The sequence below is a fragment of the Variovorax nitratireducens genome (assembly GCF_051216545.1).
Classification (GTDB): Bacteria; Pseudomonadota; Gammaproteobacteria; order Burkholderiales; family Burkholderiaceae_C; genus Variovorax.
On record NZ_JBPJZO010000006.1, the window covers coordinates 176,044 to 193,931 of the forward strand.

Annotated in this window: 17 protein-coding genes; 1 reads left to right on the plus strand and 16 read right to left on the minus strand. The window is 66.7% G+C overall.

Features of this window, described 5'->3' with window-relative positions:
• Positions 1 to 9: 9 nt before the first annotated feature.
• The 12 genes from ACSFA8_RS16850 to ACSFA8_RS16905 form a co-directional block, all read right to left on the minus strand.
• Positions 10 to 669 (minus strand): dihydrofolate reductase family protein, encoded by a 660-nt coding sequence (locus tag ACSFA8_RS16850; protein WP_435480645.1) that lies wholly within the window; start codon positions 667 to 669, stop codon positions 10 to 12.
• A gap of 20 nt (positions 670 to 689) precedes the next feature.
• Positions 690 to 1,445 carry an SDR family NAD(P)-dependent oxidoreductase gene (locus tag ACSFA8_RS16855; protein ID WP_435480646.1) on the minus strand — a complete coding sequence of 252 codons (756 nt, stop codon included), beginning with the start codon at positions 1,443 to 1,445 and terminating at the stop codon, positions 690 to 692.
• Positions 1,446 to 1,459: 14 nt separating this feature from the next.
• Positions 1,460 to 2,221 carry a sulfite exporter TauE/SafE family protein gene (locus tag ACSFA8_RS16860; protein WP_435480647.1) on the minus strand — a complete coding sequence of 254 codons (762 nt, stop codon included), beginning with the start codon at positions 2,219 to 2,221 and terminating at the stop codon, positions 1,460 to 1,462.
• Positions 2,222 to 2,335: 114 nt separating this feature from the next.
• On the minus strand, positions 2,336 to 3,433 hold the full coding sequence (locus ACSFA8_RS16865) for a TAXI family TRAP transporter solute-binding subunit (protein WP_435480648.1): 1,098 nt from the start codon (positions 3,431 to 3,433) through the stop codon (positions 2,336 to 2,338).
• Positions 3,434 to 3,512: 79 nt separating this feature from the next.
• Entirely contained in the window at positions 3,513 to 4,265 is a 753-nt protein-coding gene (locus tag ACSFA8_RS16870) for a hypothetical protein (RefSeq protein WP_435480649.1), read from the minus strand.
• A 228-nt stretch (positions 4,266 to 4,493) separates the two neighbouring features.
• Positions 4,494 to 5,327, minus strand: coding sequence for an alpha/beta hydrolase (locus ACSFA8_RS16875; protein WP_435480650.1), 834 nt, complete (start codon positions 5,325 to 5,327; stop codon positions 4,494 to 4,496).
• A gap of 70 nt (positions 5,328 to 5,397) precedes the next feature.
• The gene (locus tag ACSFA8_RS16880; protein WP_435480651.1) at positions 5,398 to 5,817 is read right to left on the minus strand and encodes a DUF4189 domain-containing protein; all 420 of its coding nucleotides are present in this window, start codon (positions 5,815 to 5,817) and stop codon (positions 5,398 to 5,400) included.
• Between the two features lie 205 nt (positions 5,818 to 6,022).
• Positions 6,023 to 6,364, minus strand: a complete 342-nt coding sequence (nirD, locus tag ACSFA8_RS16885) for a nitrite reductase small subunit NirD (RefSeq protein WP_435480652.1) — start codon at positions 6,362 to 6,364, stop codon at positions 6,023 to 6,025.
• 19 nt (positions 6,365 to 6,383) lie between these two features.
• A complete protein-coding gene (nirB, locus tag ACSFA8_RS16890) occupies positions 6,384 to 8,933 on the minus strand; it encodes a nitrite reductase large subunit NirB (RefSeq protein ID WP_435480653.1) in 2,550 nt (849 codons plus the stop codon).
• A 466-nt stretch (positions 8,934 to 9,399) separates the two neighbouring features.
• The gene (locus ACSFA8_RS16895) at positions 9,400 to 10,605 is read right to left on the minus strand and encodes a 3-hydroxybenzoate 6-monooxygenase (protein WP_435480654.1); all 1,206 of its coding nucleotides are present in this window, start codon (positions 10,603 to 10,605) and stop codon (positions 9,400 to 9,402) included.
• On the minus strand, positions 10,602 to 11,573 hold the full coding sequence (locus ACSFA8_RS16900) for an amidohydrolase family protein (RefSeq protein ID WP_435480655.1): 972 nt from the start codon (positions 11,571 to 11,573) through the stop codon (positions 10,602 to 10,604). Before ACSFA8_RS16900 ends, ACSFA8_RS16895 begins: the two co-directional genes overlap by 4 nt.
• A 6-nt stretch (positions 11,574 to 11,579) precedes the next feature.
• Entirely contained in the window at positions 11,580 to 12,569 is a 990-nt protein-coding gene (locus ACSFA8_RS16905; RefSeq protein ID WP_435480656.1) for a Bug family tripartite tricarboxylate transporter substrate binding protein, read from the minus strand.
• Between the two features lie 72 nt (positions 12,570 to 12,641).
• On the opposite strand from ACSFA8_RS16905, the gene ACSFA8_RS16910 reads away from it, so the two are divergent.
• The gene (locus tag ACSFA8_RS16910; protein WP_435480657.1) at positions 12,642 to 13,091 is read left to right on the plus strand and encodes a MarR family winged helix-turn-helix transcriptional regulator; all 450 of its coding nucleotides are present in this window, start codon (positions 12,642 to 12,644) and stop codon (positions 13,089 to 13,091) included.
• A 379-nt stretch (positions 13,092 to 13,470) separates the two neighbouring features.
• Here ACSFA8_RS16910 and ACSFA8_RS16915 read toward each other — a convergent pair whose 3' ends face one another.
• The 4 genes from ACSFA8_RS16915 to ACSFA8_RS16930 are packed head-to-tail and all read right to left on the minus strand — an operon-like array spanning position 13,471 to position 17,871.
• Positions 13,471 to 14,907 carry a mercuric reductase gene (locus ACSFA8_RS16915; protein WP_435480658.1) on the minus strand — a complete coding sequence of 479 codons (1,437 nt, stop codon included), beginning with the start codon at positions 14,905 to 14,907 and terminating at the stop codon, positions 13,471 to 13,473.
• 4 nt (positions 14,908 to 14,911) lie between these two features.
• Positions 14,912 to 15,958, minus strand: a complete 1,047-nt coding sequence (gene rtcA, locus ACSFA8_RS16920; RefSeq protein ID WP_435480659.1) for an RNA 3'-terminal phosphate cyclase — start codon at positions 15,956 to 15,958, stop codon at positions 14,912 to 14,914.
• 8 nt (positions 15,959 to 15,966) lie between these two features.
• Positions 15,967 to 16,605 (minus strand): zinc-ribbon domain containing protein, encoded by a 639-nt coding sequence (locus ACSFA8_RS16925; RefSeq protein ID WP_435480660.1) that lies wholly within the window; start codon positions 16,603 to 16,605, stop codon positions 15,967 to 15,969.
• A 33-nt stretch (positions 16,606 to 16,638) separates the two neighbouring features.
• Positions 16,639 to 17,871, minus strand: a complete 1,233-nt coding sequence (locus ACSFA8_RS16930) for an RtcB family protein (protein ID WP_435480661.1) — start codon at positions 17,869 to 17,871, stop codon at positions 16,639 to 16,641.
• Positions 17,872 to 17,888 lie beyond the last annotated feature (17 nt).

Sequence of the window (17,888 nt, forward strand, 5' to 3'; positions counted from 1 at the left end):
CGGCAGGGGCTATTTTTCTGCAGCTTCCCGTCGCTGAAGAAAGACGTGGGTCGCACGCTCGCCAGCCACATGCCTTGCACATTCGTAGCCCAAGGCATGGATGTCGACGTCCTGAAAGAGAGACTCCCCCGAACCCAGCAAGACCGGCCGGACGGCGAGGTGCAGCTCGTCGATCAGGCCGGCACGCAGATACTGCCGAACCGTGGACACACCGCCACCCAGTCGAACGTCGCGGCCACCCGCTGCGGCGGTCGCCTGCTCCAGCGCGGCGTGAATGCCCTCGGTGACAAAGCGGAACTCCGTACCGCCCGCCATCGTGAGCGGCGCTCGCAGATAGTTCGTCAGCACGAAGACGGGCGTGTGATACGGCGGCTCGTCGCCCCACCAGCCCTTCCAGCTGTCGTCCGGCCACGGGCCCCGGACGGGGCCGAACATGTTGCGCCCCAGAATCCAGGCGCCGATTCCGGTAAAGCCCTGCTCCGCAACGTCGTTGTCGACGCCCGTCTCCCCGTCGTCCCCGCCGTGCATCTTGCGCCACGCGCGTGTGGGGAAGAACCACTCCATCAGCTCCGGGCCCCTGACGCCAAGCGGGTTCTGGAGATCCTGGTTCGGCCCGGCACCATAGCCGTCGATGGAAATCGCGAAGCTGCGGACACAAAGTTTCGACATCGGGTTTCTCCTTGCAGAAATCAAGCGTCCCGCACATCCGCCACCGGCTTGCTGCCGAAGTCGGCACGATCCAGGTAGGCGAGCACCTTCGCCGCCGCCGTTGCCGGCGAATCCAGCAGGCCCTGCGCCTTCAGCTGTACGAAGCGCTCGCGATCCGGGAATGCCTCGGCCGAAGTGCCGCGCAGCTGGATCTGCATGTCAGTGTCGATCACGCCCGGTGCGAGCGAAACGATCTTCGCACCGTTGGGCAACGCGGCCTGCTCCAGCGCCACGGCGCGCGAGAAGTGATCCATGCCGGCCTTGGCCGCACAGTACGGCGCCTGGCTGCCCATCGCGTTGCGGCCCAGGCCCGACGAGATGTTGAGCACCTCGCGCCGGCCCGGCCAATTGCGCGTGGCGCCGAGGAAAGCGCCGGCCAGAAGCATCGGCGCTTCCAGCCCCACGCGCAAGGCCTGCGCGAGTTCGGCCGCGACGCCGTCGGCCAGCGGACGCGGCTGGCCGACAGTGCCGGCGTTGTTGACGAGCGTGGCGCGCGCGAAGCGCGCAGGGTCGATCGCCTGCAGCCAGGCGGCGAGGCGGGCAGCCGCCGCGACTGGCTCCGACAAGTCCTGCTCCCACTGCTCGAGCGTGGCGCCGGCCGCCTTCGCTTGCTGCAGCAGCGCGGTATCGCTGTGGCGCGAGATGCAGAGCAGCGTTGCGCCCGGCTGCAGCAGTTGCTGCGCCATGGCGCGGCCCAGGCCGCGCGAGGCGCCGGTGAGAACGGTGAGACGAGACATGGATGGAAATTCCCTCAGGCAATGAAGCCGTCCCACACAAGCTTGAGCCCGGTCAACAGCATGCCGAGGTACAGCATGCGATAGAACCAGACCGCGCTGATGCGGCGTGCGATGCGCACGCCCGCCCACACCCCCAGCGGTGCCAGCGGCAGCAGCACCAGCGAAGTGGCGAGGTGGCGCCAGTCGAGCAGCCCGAGCCAGGCGTACGGCGCCCACTTGCTCAGGTTCAGGATGAAGAAGAAGTACGCCATGGTGGCCGTGAACACCACGGGCGTGAGCTTGATGGGAATGACGTACGCGTTGACCGGCGGCCCGCCCGCATGGGCGATGAAGCTGGTGAAACCCGAGATCGTGGTCAACACGCCGCCGACGATGCGCGACGGCGGCGCGGCATCGGGCCGCGGCGGCAACAGCAGGCGCTGCGCCAGGAACAGCAGCGTGAAAACACCGACGATGCCGGCGACCGTGTGCGGCGAGAGCAGGCGGAACAGCAGGGTACCGATCAGCGTGCCGACCAGCCCGCAGGGAATCAGGAACATCAGCAGCTTGCGGTCGAAGTCGCGGCGAAAAGCCGCGATGCCGAGCAAGTCCATGAGCAGCAGCACCGGCATCAGGATGGCGGCCGCTTCGGGCACGGTGACGGCCATGGCCATCAAAGGCACGGCCAGCGATCCGAAGCCGGCGCCGAAGCCGCTCTTACTGACGCCGAGCAGCAGCACGGCCGGCACCGCGGCGGCGTAGAAATGCGGGTCGAGGATCGGGCTGAACGATGGCAAGCGCGGGATTCTCCCAGAGTTGCCGACCTCTGGCGATCATCCGCTTCGTCCTCTAAAGGTAGGGACTCAAACAGCTCGTCGTTCGCCGTATCCACCCCACCCGCGGGCCGACATTCATCGCCTGCAAATCCCCAGTACCACCTCCTGCTCCGTGCAAGTGCGCGGTGGCGGCAGCGCCGCCTGCGCTGCGGCCGAAGCAGCGACGGCTGACCGGCGAGCGATGCAGGCGCGCAGGCGCTTTTCCATCGGTGCGTAGTAGCGCCACCCCTGGCCCAGAGCGGGGAGTTCCAGGCGCACCTGCTTCCATTTGGGATGTCCGTTGGCTTGCAGATTGTCGAAATTGGTGCACAGGGATTCGGCAAAACGGCTCAGATTTCCGACAGTCGACTGCAGTCCATATTCGTAGGTGACCAGGTAGGCCTTGACCGTCAGGGTGGGCACGTCGGACTTGAGCCAGGTTGCATAGCTGGTGGCACGGATCGCCGCGGGAAAGTACGTTTTCTTCGCACGCGCCGTCTCGGGTGCTGCATCGTCGAGCCGCAGGATCTTGATGTAGTTGCGTGCCTCGGCTTTCATGTCGGAAAACAGCTTGGCCGGCTGGCCGGCGACGATGATCGCGACGTCGATGGACTTGTCGACCGTGAGCTTGGCCAGCGCCTCCTCGTTGCTCAGGTACTGCGTGTTGGCAGGCGGCAGCGCCTCGCCGAACATCAGCTGGTAGAGCGTTCTCGAGGTCAGGGCTGTGCCGCTTCCCAGCGGCCCGACGGCAATCTTCTTGTTCTTGATCTCGTGGATGCTGTTCAACGGCGAATCGGCACGTGCGATGAAATAGATCTCTTCGTCGTAGAGCGGCATGATGAGGCGCAGCGGGCGGATGATGTTGGCCGCATCGGCGTTGCCGGCCTTCGCCTCGTCGAGAAACGCCTGGTAGACATCGGACTGCACCAGCGCCAGCTTGACGCCGGCCTCGAAGCGCATGCGCTGGACGTTCTCCGCCGAACCCTTCGACTCGAGCACTTCGAGATCGATCCCGGCCGGCTCGGCGACCAATGTGGCCAAGTCCCGCCCGATTTGAATGTAGGTGCCGGTCTTGGATGCCGTGACGATCTTGTACTCAGCCCGGGGAGCTTTGTATTCCGCCCGGGGGGCTGCGGCGGCACAGGCGAGGAAGGCCATCCACAAGGGCAAGGTCAGCAGGAATCTGGTTGGCATGTTCGCTCCATCAAAGGTTGGTGAACCGCCAGGAGATGCCTGGCTCATGTTTTTGTGACGCTCTCTATTTTTGGGTTCTCTATTTCGTCGGGCACAAGGCCAGCGCCGCGAGGGTTTCGCTGCAGTCGTTCGCCGCGGCTTGCGCCGTCGGCGCTTCGGGAAGCGCCGGAGACGGGGAAGGCGCAGCGGGGGCAGCTGCAGCGGGCGTAGCAGGGGTAGCTGGCCCAACGGGCGTAGCGGGCGTAGCGGGCGTAGCGGGCGTAGCGGGCCGGTTCAGCACCGTTGCGTCAGCGCCCAGGTCGGCACGATTCAGGGCCGTGTGCAAGCGCGCAATGTCGGCTTTGACTGCTGGAAGCCCGCCGGCGCCGGCCCTGCTGTCGAGATAGCCACGCTCCAGCGTCAGATAGGCAAGCTGCCCCAGGATCAGGGCCAACGCGATGCCGATCGCCATAGCCGCCTTGCGTCTCGGCGTGAGCGACCGTGTTGCCCGGCGCGCTTCCCCGCCATCTCCGAGCCCGTCCGCGTGTTGTGGGACATCTGTTTGGACGATGCCCGCCTGCACTGCCGTGTCCACGTCGATCGGTTCGGGGAGCTCGATGATTTCCTCCGCATCGGGCTGCACCGTGTTCGCAAAGTCGAGGACCATGGGGGCGAACGTGGAGTCCGCGGCAGGCACCTCGGCCGTGCGCTCGACCCGGGAACCTGCATCGTCGGCGTCGATCGTGGCGGCCTGATCCTCACCGCAGAATGGGCAAAACCGTTCCCACTCTTGCAAGGTTTCAGAGCAACGCCTGCAGGGTGCCGACAGATCCTTTTTGGCAAGGCTCGCCATGACTTATGCGCGGGACGAGCCCGCCAACGCTGCGCCCCTATACGACCAGCCTTGCAACTGGCGTTGCATGTCGAAAGGCGAGAGACGGTCAGGACGCATCTTGAGCCTCGGAAGGGTTCACAAGGAATATGAAATATTCCCACGCGCCTGCTTTTCTTGCATCAGGCGACACCCCAGTGTAAGACGAAAGCTAACAGGGGTGAAATTGTCGAGTCTCGGGATCAGCCCTCATGCGGCCTTCGGCTCAGGCAGGACCGCTGTCAATGCGAAGTCAACGAGATGGAGCCAGGTCGCTTCCAGTCCCATGATGTTGTGGTGGTCGGAGGCTGGGATCGTCTGCACGCAGATTGGCGTTGGCCAGGCAGCGATGAGCTTCTGCGAGCGCTCCGGCAGCACGACGACGTCCCGCTCGGCCAGCAGAACCTGGGTTTTCGCCGCGACTTCCCGGCAGTGCGCCAGGGAGTTGAACTGGTGCCGCAGCAACAGGGAAAGCGGAACGAGCGGGAAGCGTTTCTTGGCCACCTCCAGCATCGAGTCGTAGGGCGTGACGAGTTGCAGGCTAGAGAAGTCTTGTCGCGCCACCAGCTGAATTGCGACGCCCGACCCCAGACTTCGACCGACCACGTGCAGGCGCACGTGCGGAAAGGCCCGGCGCAGGTGATTGGCGAACTGGCTTGCGTCCTCGACCGAGGCGACCTCGGAGGGTCGCCCCTGCGAGTCGGCCACGCCCCGGTAGTTGACCGCCGCGAATCCGAAACCTTCCGGAAGCCAGTGCAGCGCCTGTGCGGTGGCGCGGACATCCTCGCCTCGTCCCGCGAAATAGATGAACAGGTCCTGCAGCGCGTCCTCCCCTTGCGGGTGATAGACATAGCCGCGCACCATCCCGCCCGGCACCGTGTGAGAGTAGGTGGAGAAGTCGTCGGACAAATGAACGACGGGGAGCTTGCGCGCGTTGAACAGGATGTGTCCCTGGCGTGTCGCAAGGAGGGTCCAGTAGGCCGCGATGCCGCCAACAGTGGCGGCCGAAGCGGATAGCGCAATGCGGAAGACTTTGGATGACAAGGGTGGCTCCCCGGGGAAAAGGCGAAGGTGGGTGGCGCCGGCTGGCGCAGAACAGGCTGGTGGGCCGCGGTCACTGCCGTGAGCAGATGCTGACGACGACTTTGCAGGGCTCCGCTGGCAGATGAGTGTCGCACTGGCCGGCAGCCGCCTTGTCCGCGGCCCCCTTGGTGGAAGCGGTGGCTGTGCCCCATTCCCCGTAGTTGCCTTCGGCGAGAGCGCCGCAGGATCGATCGAAGTAGGTTCGCACGGCACAGGTGCCCGGGCGGCCTGCAACGCGATCGCACTGCGCCAGTGCCGCAAGCTCGGCCGCGGCGCGTGAGGGGTAGTCAGACGCGTAGCCGTACCAGCGGTTCATGGAGGCAATCGCTCCCCAGCTCGGGCCTTGGCCAGGGGCCGCACCGGCCGGTTCGGCGGCAATGCCTGCCAAACCGCAGCACAACAACAGTGTGAGCGCGCCTGGCATGCGGTAGGTTCGTGATGGAAAGCTCATATCAAAGAGGCCGCGATGTATCCGTGCCACCTTGACGGACGACTGCTCCTGGCCTCATTCTGCCCGTTGCGGGCTGGGCCGCAGCATCAACGCCCGATGATGCGCAGGGCCAGCAGAACGAGCACGGCCACGGCCAGCTGCACTGTCGCGCATTGCCAGCAGCGCACCGGATGCCGCTCGATCAGCGGCGGAAACGTGGCGCGCGTCAGGCCAGGGCGACTTGCACGCGGCCTTCGTGGACGCGCACGGCATGGGCCCGCACCGAGTGCTCGGGCGATTCGAGGCATTCGCCGTTGCGCAGGTCGAAGTGGTTCTTGTAGAGCGGCGAGGCGACGACGATCCGGTCGCCCAGGCTGCCGACCAGCCCGCGCGACAGCACGCTGGCCTGCGCCTTGGGGTCGATGTTGTCGATGGCGAAGAACTGCCCGGCCTGGGCGACATGGAAGATCGCGACGTGCACGCCCTCGACCAGAGCGCAGACGCCGGTGTCGGGCAGGATGTCGCTGGCGGCGCACACGGCAGTCCAGTGAAGGGTTTCGGTGGTCATGGTGAATGTCCTCGGGCGTTCAGGCGGTGGCGACGTCATCGGCGGCTTCGGCGGCTTCGGCAGCTCCGACTCGCTCTTCGGCGCGGGCGGGGCGGATCTGGCCGCGCTCCTGCACGAACACGATGTGCTCGTCGGGCTTCTCGCTGTTGACGAACGAGCGGAAGCGCTGGCGCGTCGCCGGATCGTTCACGGCGGTCTTCCATTCGCACTGGTAGGTGTCGACCACGTGCTGCATCTGGGCTTCGAGTTCGGCGGCGAGTCCCAGGCTGTCCTGGATCAGCACGTCCTTCAGGTAGTCCAGCCCGCCCTCGAGGTTCTCGCGCCAGGTGCTGGTGCGCTGCAAGCGGTCGGCCGTGCGCACATAGAACATCAGGAAGCGGTCGATCAGCTGGATCAGTGCGGCCTTGGTGAGGTCGGTAGCGATCAGTTCGGCGTGGCGCGGCTTCATGCCGCCGTTGCCGCACACGTAGAGGTTCCAGCCGCGCTCGGTGGCGATGATGCCGACGTCCTTGCCTTGTGCTTCGGCGCACTCGCGGGTGCAGCCCGAGACGCCGAACTTGATCTTGTGGGGTGCGCGCAAACCCTTGTAGCGGTTCTCCAGTTCGACGGCCAGGCCCACGCTGTCGTCCACGCCGTAGCGGCACCAGGTCGAGCCGACGCAGCTCTTCACCGTGCGCAGCGCCTTGCCATACGCATGGCCGGATTCGAAGCCGGCGGCGATCAGTTCTTCCCAGATCGCCGGCAATTGCTCGACGCGGGCGCCGAACAGGTCGACGCGCTGGCCGCCGGTGATCTTGGTGTAGAGGCCGTACTTCTTCGCCACCTGGCCCACGGCGATCAGCCCCTCGGGCGTGACCTCGCCGCCGGGCATGCGCGGCACGACCGAGTAAGTGCCGTCCTTCTGGATGTTGCCCAGGAAGTAGTCGTTGCTGTCCTGCAGGCTGGCGAGGTTTTTCTGGAGGACGAATTCGTTCCAGCACGACGCGAAGATGCTGGCGGCAGTGGGCTTGCAGATGTCGCAGCCCAGGCCCTTGCCATGCCGGGCCAGCAGATCGTCGAAGCTGCGGATCTCGCCAACGCGCACCAGGTGGTACAGCTCCTGGCGCGAGTACGCGAAGTGCTCGCAGAGGTGGTTGTTGACCGCCATGCCGCGCTTGGCCATCTCCATCTTCATGACCTGGGTGACCAGGGGAACGCAGCCGCCACAGGTGGCGCCGGCCTTGGTGCAGGCCTTCAGCTCGGCGGTGGTGCAGGCGCCCTCGCCGACCGCTGCGCAGATCTGCCCCTTGCTGACGTCGTTGCACGAGCAGATCTGGGCGCCATCGGGCAGCGCCTCCACGCCGAGCCCCGGCCTGGCCTTGCCGTCGCTCGACGGCAGGATCAGGAACTCCGGATCGGCGGGCAGCGCGATGCCGTTGAGCGCCAGCTGCAGCAAGGTGCCGTATTCGGCCGCATCGCCGACCAGCACCGCGCCCAGCAGCTGCTTGCCGTCGTCGCTGACCACGATCTTCTTGTAGATCTGCTTGCGTTCGTCGACGTATTGATAGGAGCGCGCCTGCGGCGTCTTGCCGTGCGCGTCACCGATGCTGGCCACGTCCACGCCCATCAGCTTGAGCTTGGTGCTCATGTCGGCGCCGGTGAAGGCGGCGTCATCCTGCCCGGCGATGTGCCGGGCGGCCACGCGCGCCATGTCGTAGCCCGGCGCGACGAGACCGAAGGTCTGGTCATTCCACGAGGCGCATTCGCCGATCGCATAAACGTTGCGATCACTCGTGCGGCAGTGGCTGTCGACCGCCACGCCGCCGCGCGGGCCGAGCGCCAGCACGCATTGGCGCGCCAGCTCGTCGCGCGGGCGGATCCCGGCGGAGAACACGATCATGTCGGTCTCCAGATGCGTGCCGTCGGCGAAGACCATGCGGTGCCGCGCGGTCGCACCATCGATGATCTCCACTGTGTTGCGGCCGGTGTGCACATGCAGGCCCAGCGCCTCAATGCTGTTGCGCAGCGCCCGCCCGCCGCCGTCGTCGACCTGCACGGCCATCAGCCGCGGCGCAAACTCCACCACATGGGTTTCCAGGCCCATGTCGCGCAGGGCCTTGGCGCACTCCAGGCCCAGCAGGCCACCGCCGACGACCACGCCGCTTTTGGAGCGGGCGCCGCATTCCTTCATGGCCTCCAGGTCTTCGATCGTGCGGTAGACGAAGCAGTTCGGCCGGTCGCGGCCCGGCACTGGTGGCACGAAGGGCACGGAACCGGTGGCCAGCACCAGCTTGTCGTAGGGCACCACTTCGCCGTCGGCTGTCGTGATGGTGTTATTGCGCCGCTCGACGGCAACCGCCCTGGCGGCCAGGCGCAACGTGAAGCCGGTGCGCTCAAAGAAGCCCGGCTCGACCAGCGACAGGTCTTCAGCGGTCTTGCCGGCGAAGAATTCGGACAGGTGCACCCGGTCGTAGGCCGGGCGAGGCTCCTCGCACAGCACCGTGACCTCTGCCTGCGCGACGCCGAGCTCGTGGAGTTGCTCGAGAAACTTGTGGCCCACCATGCCGTGGCCAATTACTGCGATTTTCATGTTGGATTTCCTGCACACAACCGATCCCGTGAGGGTGCAGGCCACTGGAACCGCTGTCTGGAAAGACAACGGCAGTGGGCCCCCGCATGGAAACGGATGTGAATCGGGATGGAGCAGACGAACTGGCAGCGTCATCGCTTTCGGTTCGCTCGGATCTCGCCGTCATTAGCGGAGGCTCTGTGATATCCGCGGCAACGATGCCGACGGATCACTCGGTGAGATGAAGCAATATCCGTGCCACTTGCGACGCGGCCTGCGCGGCAGCGTCGGGACGGTTTCGCACCGAAACCGATCGTGCGCCGCTCGGCAGGCGATCGCGTTGTGCGCGGTCGGGGCGCGCGGGCGCCCGATTTGGTGCGGACTGCGGCCTGGGGCTCCGGCCGCCGCACGGCACCGGCGGCAACGCCCTCAGGGACTGGATCGGTTCAGCACGAAGTCGTGGTCGAGCCGGTGCATGCCGCGCCAATCAATCCAGTGCCAGGCACTTTTCGGCTGTCCAGCCGTAGAGCCAGTCGAGCGCGTCGTAGAAGCGCTCCTGCGCTCGACCCTTCCACATGTCGTTGCGCACCAGCCGCTCCACGCCCTTGGCGTGGTAGATGCGCCCCATCTCGCGTGCCGACAGCACCACGCGAGCGGTGCGGGCCACGCGCGACTTCTCGTACAGCGCGAGGGCGCGCGGCCAATCGCCCCCTTCATGGCGCAGGGCACGCGCCAGCGTGACGGCATCTTCGCAGGCGGTGCAGGCGCCCTGCGCCAGGTACTGCACCATCGGGTGCGCGGCGTCGCCCAGCAGGGTGGCGCGGCCGAACGTCCATTGCTCGATCGGGTCGCGGTCGGCCGTCGACCAGCGCTTCCAGGCCTTGGGGATGCGCAGGATCTGCTGCACCTGCTCGCAGGTCGCGCGGAAGTAGCGCTGCACCTCGGCCGGGTCGCCGTCCATCGAGCCCCACTCTTCCGCATGGTCGCTGTGGAAGGTCACGGCCAGGTTGAACTTGTCGCCGCCCTTCAGCGGGTAGTGCACCAGGTGGCAGTTGGGCCCGACCCAGATGCAGGGTGCGGTGAAGCGCAGCGCTTCGGGGAACTCCGCCGTGTCGATCACCGCGCGGAACACCACGTGGCCCGACACGCGGATGCTGTCGCCCACGTACTGCTGACGCACGGCCGAGCGCACGCCGTCGCAGCCGATCACGGCCTGGCCCTCGTGCCGGCCGCCCTTTGCATCGGTGAGGGTCACGCCGTCGTCGTCCTGGTCGATGTGAACGATTTTGGTCGAGGTCAGGAACTCGATGCCCTCGGTGGTCGCCTGCACGCCCTCGAACAGCGCGCCATGGATGTCGGCGCGGTGGATCACCGCATAAGGATTGCCGAAGCGCTCGCGAAAGCCTTCACCGAGAGAGATGCTGGCCACGCGCTTCGCATCGATCGCGTCGAACATGATCATCTCTTCGGTGTAGACCGCCTTGCCACGCAGGTTGGCGCCAACACCCAGCGCATCGCAGGCCGCGAAGGCGTTGGGGCTGAGCTGGATGCCGGCACCAATCTCGCCGATCTGTGCCGACTGCTCGATCACCTTGACGCTGTAGCCCTCGCGCACCAGGGCCAGCGCCGCGGCCAGGCCGCCGATGCCACCACCCGCGACCAGCACGGGACGCTTGTCCTGCACGGTGCTCATGGCAGACCGAAGAGCTTGCGCGCGTTGCCGCGCCCGATCTTCTGGCGGTCGTTCTCGCTGATCTCGCAGCGGTCGAACCAGCGGGCGGCGTCCTCGTGCTTCTCGAACGGGTAGTCGACCGAGTACATGATGCGGTCACTGCCCACTTCGAGCATGGTCGACAGCAGCGTGGGCGTGCGGAAGTTGCCGCTGGTGGTGATGTGCACATTGCTGCGCAGGTAGTCGCCGATCTCCTTTTCGCAGGGCATGCCGCGGCGGCCCTTGCGCAGGATGTGGTCGACACGCCAGATGTTGAACGGCAGGCCTTCGCCGAAGTGGCCGAGAATCATCTGCAGATCCGGGTGCCGGTCGAACAGGCCACTCGACAGGAGCCGCAGCGCGTGGATGCTGGTTTCCACCGCGAACGCCCAGGTTGGCCCGGTGAGCCAGTGGGCGCCGTCGTAGATCGGTTCGCGGCTCGCGAGCGGGTCGCGCGGGTGCATGTAGAACGGCTTGCCGAGCGCGGCGGCGGTCTTCCAGAAGTCGGTGAAGCGAGGGTCGTCGTAGTAGACGACGGTGTTCTCGTCCCCCACCTGCGAGAAGCCGTTCACGAGAAAGCCGTGAAAGCCCAGCTGCGTCACGCAGCGCTCCAGTTCCTTCGCGGCGGCATCGGGATCCTGCATCGGCAGCGCCGCGAAGCCGCCGAAGCGCGCGGGATGCCGCTTCACCTGCTCGGCCAGGATGTCGTTGGCGCGCTGCGCCACCTCGATGGCGCGCTTCGCATCGGGAATGGCCTGCACCGCCGGCGAGTTGAGCGAGAGGATCGAGAACTCGGTGCCCCAGGCGTCCATCTGCTCGAGCCGCTGCTGCTCGAAGTCGAGCAGGTTGCTCTTGAGGCCCGTCCACACCTCGGGCCGCGCGTACACCTGCGAGTCGCCGATGGTCAGGTCGATGGCGAAGTGCTCTTCCAGTGCGATCTTGTTCTTCATGAAGTTTTATTCGGGTTTGATGTTCAGCTTGTCGAGCACGCCCTGCCAGGTCTTGCGGTCGTCGTCGATGTACTTCGCCAGTTGTTCAGGCGTGCCGGGCCGCGGGTAGGTGCCGAGCTCGCGCGACTTGGCCACCACGTCGGGCAGCAGCAGCGCCTCGCCCATGTCCTTGTTGAGCTTGGCGAGGATGGCCGGGTCGACACCCTTCTTCGCAATCACCGCGAACCAGCCGAACGCCGTCGCGCCTGGCACCGTGTTCTTCGCCAGCGGGAAGGATTCGAGCCCGGGCTCGACGCGGTCGCTCATCGAGGCCAGTACGCGCATCTTGCCGGCCTGCACGTTGCCCGCGACCACGTTGTAGGTCTCGACCATCATCTTGGTCTGGCCGGCGAGCGTGGCCTGCATGGCCTGCGCGCCGCCCGGGTAATGCACCTCGAGAAACTGCGCGCCCGAGTTGAGGCCGAGCAGCGCCGAAGCCAGGTGCGGCGCCGTGCCGCGGCCGTTGTCGGCCACCTCGATGCCTTGCGGCTTGGCCTTGGCGGCAGCGATGAATTCGGCCAGCGTCTTGTAGGGTGAATCGCCCGGCACCGCGAGCATGAACGGCGCCACGGCCGCCAGCGTGACCGGCACGAAGTCGCGGTTGAAGTCGTAGGTCACGCCCTTGATGGTGCTGGGCGCAACCGAGATCGCGGAGCCCTGCACGAAGCCGAAGGTGGTGCCGTCGGTCGGCGCGGTCAGGATCGTGTTCATGCCGATCACGCCGCTGCCGCCGGGCTTGTTGTCGACGATCACCGACTGGCCCCACTTCTCGGTGAGCTTGACGCCGACGAAGCGGATCAGCACGTCGGGGGCGGAGCCCGCCGGGAACGGCACCACGAAGCGCACCGGCTGGCCCGGCCATTTGACAGCTGCGCCTTGCGCATGCGCACCCGGCACCGCCGCGACCATCGATACCGCCAGTGCAAGCAGCGACCGGCGAAAGCACATACGATTCATGAAGGTCTCCTTTTTATTTGACAAATCAAACAAGTCGGCGGACTATATACTTGAATTCGCAAGCATTTCTCCATGAAAACCCTAGTCCAAGATCACGACCTCGAGAAGGCCATTCCCTTTTTGGTGGCGCGCGCCGGCGCGCGCATGGGCAACGCGTTTTCGAAGGCGCTGAAGCCGTACGGTTTGAGTCTGTCGGAATGGCGCGTGTGCGCCTCGCTGCAGCACACGCCGAACCAGACGCTCTCGGAACTCTCGGTGCATGCGTCGGCCGACATCTCCGCGCTGTCGCGCATCGTCGACCGGCTGGCGGCAGCGGATCTGGTGCAACGCGAAAAATGCGGCAGTGACGGCCGCGCGGTACGAATCGCGCTGACCCCACTCGGCCTCGACCTCACGCAGGAGATCATTCCGCTGGCCCAGCACTACGAGGCCGTGGCGCTGTCGGACTTCAGCGCCGCCGAAGTGAAGGCGCTGCGTGCAATGCTGCTGCGGCTCTATGCCAACGCCACGCCGCTGGCCTGAGGCGACGCCTGCGGCCTTGCATTCATGGAGTCCGGCGTTTGATCTGAGCGCTGAGGATTCGGGGCGCTTCGGTTCCGGGGCGGGATCAGGGCGGCGGGGCACGCTGATCCTGGACGCGGCGCGACCGTTTCGCGCTGGTCACCACGAGCGTGCCCCAGGCCGCTGGTGGTGGGTGGCCCCTGCAGCGAAATAAAGGAGGAGGCCGCAGGCCGGGGGACATTCGCGGAAGGGGCCACCCGCCGCCAGCGGCCTACCCCCCAACGCCCTCCCGCAACGGCCCTATGCACAAGCCCTACCCCGAAACGTCAAGCACGAAGCGCCAGCGAGACGCTACTGCCCGCAAAGGCCAAGGTTCTTTATCGTCGAGTGCGACCCCGCATCAAGCGACCAACGGCTTCAGCTTGCCAAGGATGGTCGGCAGAAACTCCGTCACCGTTGGGTGCACCGGAAGCGCATCCTTGAGCACCTGGTAGCTCGCGCCGGTTGCCATGAAGTTGCTGATCACCTGGATGACCTCGTCGCCCTGAATGCCGAAGACGGCGGCGCCCAGAAAGCGGCCGTTGTCGCCGTCGACCAGCAGCTTGATCAGACCCGTGGTTTCGCTTTCCTCCTTGGCGCGGCTCACATCCGCCATCGCATGCGTGGCAATCAGAACTTTGCGGCCCTTCGCCACCAGGGCGCGCGCCTCTGCCTCGCCGATGCCGACCCGGCCCAGCGGTGGGTCGGTGAACATCGCGTAGGCCATCGTGCGGTCGTCCGCGCTGCGCAGTGCGGCGCCGCTGCCCTGCTTCTCTCGGCGGTAGTTGGCCAGCGCGATCTCGTGGTCGTGGTAGCTGGTGTGCGTGAACGCGCCGCGCTTGTTGATGTCGCCCAGCGCCCAGATGCCCGACACGTTGGTGCGCAACTGGCCGTCGGTCGGCACATAGCCGCGTGCATCGACCTTGACACCGACGTTCTCAAGGTCGAGGCGCTCGGTGTTCGGCTGGCGCCCCGTGGCCACCAGCAGGTGCGAGCCTTCGATGTCCCGGCCGCCAACGCGCAGGCGCACGCCTTCGACGCCTTCGCTGTTGCCGAGCGGCGCCACCGAATCGACCGGCTGCCCGCAATGGATTGCAATGCCCTCGTCCGCGAGCATCAGGCGGATGGCTTCGGACACGTCTGCATCCTCGCGCCCCGTGATGCGCGGCCCGGTCTCGACGATGCTGACCTGGCTGCCGAGCCGGCGAAAGATCTGCCCCATCTCCAGGCCGATGTAGCTGCCGCCGAGAATCACCAGATGCCGCGGCAGGCTGCGCAGTTGCAGCAGCGACACGTTGTCCAGAAACGGCACGGTGTCGAGTCCGCTGATGGAAGGCACCACCGGCCGCGTACCGGTGTTGAGATAAACGCGCTGCGCCACGACCTGCCGGTCGCCGGCCTGCAGGCTGAATCCGCCCTCTTCGTGGACGCCGTTGAACCGCCCCCAGCCGCGGATCAGGTGCAGGCGCGCCTGGCCGGCCACCCACGCCTCGAGCCCGCCGCGCGCACTGTCGGCGCGCGCCTGCATGCGTGCCATGGCCACCGCGAAGTCGATCTCCACCGAACCCAGCCGCACGCCGAACTCCGCCGCGCGCCGCGCCATGTGTGCCACGCGCGCGCTCTTGCGCAGAGTCTTGGTGGGTGTGCAACCGGTATTTACGCAGGTGCCACCGACCAGATGGCCTTCGATCAGCGCCACGGTTTCGCCATCGCCCGCAAGCGCAACTGCGAGGCTCGGGGCGGCCTGGCCGGTGCCGACGATGGCGACATCGACCTGCAGGGGTTCAGAGGGGTTCATGCCCTCATTCTTGCGGGATCCGCCGGATCTCGACGACAGACGATGCCGCGCCCTGTGCGAGCCCGAAGCGCACCGGCAGAAAGCGCTCGATCACGGCGCAGTTGGTGCGCGTGTGTTCGGTCATCTCGCTGCAGCTGAACGACGCCGGTTGCCCCGACTGCCATACGGCCAATGCGAGCAGCAACGCCAGTTGATCCGCCAGGTGTGGCCCGACGGCCGCGTCACTGGCCTGGTAGGCGCGCACTTCTTTCACCAGCCGGCGCGCCACTTCCTCGGCGCTCACGCCGCGCTCGCCGAGTGCGCAGAACACCTCGGTGACTTCCGCGTAGGCCAGCGTGGCCAGCAACGCATTGCCCGGCCCTTCGTTCTGGCGCTGCTCGCCGCTGCGAAGCTGATCGCCCGACCAGCCCATGGCTTGGCCCAGCGTTTCGAGCTCGCGCCGCGCGATGCCGCGTGCCAGGCCCGGCGCCAGGCATTCGGCAAACGCCGATTGCGCTGCGCCGCGCGCGAGCAGCACGAAAGGCCGCAGCGCCCCGTCGGCCGGGCTGATGACGGCCTCTACCTCGCCGCCGCCCGCCGGGTAGAAGCCGCAGCGGCGCAGCGTGAGCTGCAGCCGCGCCCCCATCCGCTGCACCAACGGCGCGTAGGCGCGCTCCAGAAAGTGGAACGGCGGCGCCATCGGGTTGTGCGTGCCGCCGGCCAGCTGCACGCGGCTCGGCTTGTCGGCCAGCAGCAGCGATGGCAGCACCGTCTGGAGCACCAGCAGGCAGCTGCCGGCGCTCGCAATGGCGAAGCGGTAATCGCCCGCGCGCACCGGGCCGGGCGCAAAGGTCAGCGTCTGCGCGCCAAGTTCGGCGCCTTCGACCTGCGCACCGCTCACCTCAGCCGCCGCGTTCACGCAGGCCAGGTGCTGGCGCATCAGGCCGGGCTTTGGGCGCTTCGCGCGGATGCGCTCGATGCGCAGCGGCCGGCCGGTAACCATCGACAGCGCGAGGCCCGTGCGCAGGATCTGGCCGCCGCCTTCGCCTTCGGAGCCGTCGAGTTCGATCACGCCTGCACTCATGCGTCGGTACGCCCGGCCAGCGCGCGCTGAGCCGCATCTGCCGCCACGCGCTCCCATCCGAAATAGCGGCGGCAGGTCGTGGATCGGGCCGCGACGAACGCATGCAGCTGCGCGACCTGATTCGCACCGCCCCAGCGTCCCAGTACCTGGATGGCCACCACGCGCAGGCTCCACCACTTGCTCTGCAGCGCGGCTGCCACCTGGGCCAGCGCCGCGGCATCGGGCGGCACTGCGCCCAGCGCGCGCAAGGCTTCTGTTTCGAGCGAGAGACGGTTCGCACCCGGCACGGCTTGCGCAGCGGCAATACGCGCGCGGCGCGCGCGCCGGCAAGGCAGGCAGCGCTTGGCCTGGCTATCGATACTGGCCTTCATCGTCTCGTACCACCACTTCTGCTGCTTCGCAGTCCAGACCTCCTCGGCGCCGCAATCGGCACAGCGGAACGCCTTGTCCACGTAGAACGCCGGCAGGAAATAGCTGTTGTTGATGCTGGCCAGCACATGCGCGTCAGCCGGCACCATGCCCGCCACAGGCATATGGCGGTCACGGGGCGCAGCGCGCAGTTGCGCTTCGATGCGCGCCGCGCGAGCCAGTCGCAATTGCTTGATCTCGGCGCGGCGTTGCTTGTTGCTTTTCATGTTCGTCCTCTTCCGGCAACGCCGTACACGGCGCTACCCCTTCACACACACCACCTGCTTGAGCGTGTAAACCACCTCCACCAGGTCTTTCTGCGCTGCCATCACCGCGTCGATGTCCTTGTAGGCCATCGGGATCTCGTCGATCACGTCGGCGTCCTTGCGGCATTCGACGCCTTCGGTCGCGGCGATCTGGTCGGCCACGGTGTAGAGCTTCTTGGCCTTGGTGCGGCTCATCTTGCGGCCCGCACCGTGGCTGCAGCTCATGAAGCTCTCGGGGTTGCCCTTGCCGCGCACGATGTAGCTCTTGGCACCCATGCTGCCGGGGATGATCCCGAGTTCGCCGAGCTTGGCGCTCACCGCGCCCTTGCGCGTGACGAGCACGTCTTCGCCGAAGTGCAGCTCGCGGCTCACGTAGTTGTGGTGGCAGTTCACCGCTTCCACATGCGCCTCGAAGGGCTTGGTGATGACCTTGCGCACGGCCGCGACCACGCGCTGCATCATCACTTCGCGGTTGGCCCGCGCGAACTTCTGCGCCCAGCCGACGGCGCGCACGTAGTCGCCGAAATACTGGCTGCCTTCCTCGAAGTACGACAGATCCTGATCGGGCAGGTTGCGCTGGTGCAGCTCGGCATCCTTCTTCGCCAGTTCGATGAAGTGGGTGCCGATGGCATTGCCCACCCCGCGCGAGCCCGAGTGCAGCATGAACCACACGGCACCCTGCTCGTCGAGGCAAACCTCGATGAAGTGGTTGCCGGTGCCGAGCGTTCCCAGGTGCTTGTAGTTGTTGGTGTTCTTGATGCGCGGGTAGTCCTCGCAGATCACGTCGAACTCGTCCTTCAGCGCGGCCCAGGCCAGGTCGGTTTCGTCGGGCGGTGTTTCCCACGAACCCTTGTCGCGGCCCTGGCGCCTGGGGTTGGAGCCATGCGGCACGGCCTTCTCGATCGCGGCGCGCAGCGGGCCGAGGTTGTCGGGCAGATCGCGCGCGTTGAGCGTGGTCTTGCAGGCCATCATTCCGCAGCCGATGTCCACGCCCACCGCGGCCGGGATGATGGCCTTGAAGGTCGGGATCACCGAACCCACGGTGGCGCCGATGCCGTAGTGCACGTCGGGCATGGCCGCGATGTGCCTGAACACGATCGGCAGGCGCGCAGCGTTTTCAAGCTGCTGCTTCGCCTCGTCTTCCACCGGCACGCCGCGCGTCCACATCTTCACGGGCACGCCGTTCGCGACTTCGTGCAGGTCGTAGTTGTTGCTTTCGTCGTTCATTTTTCTGGTTCTCCGGG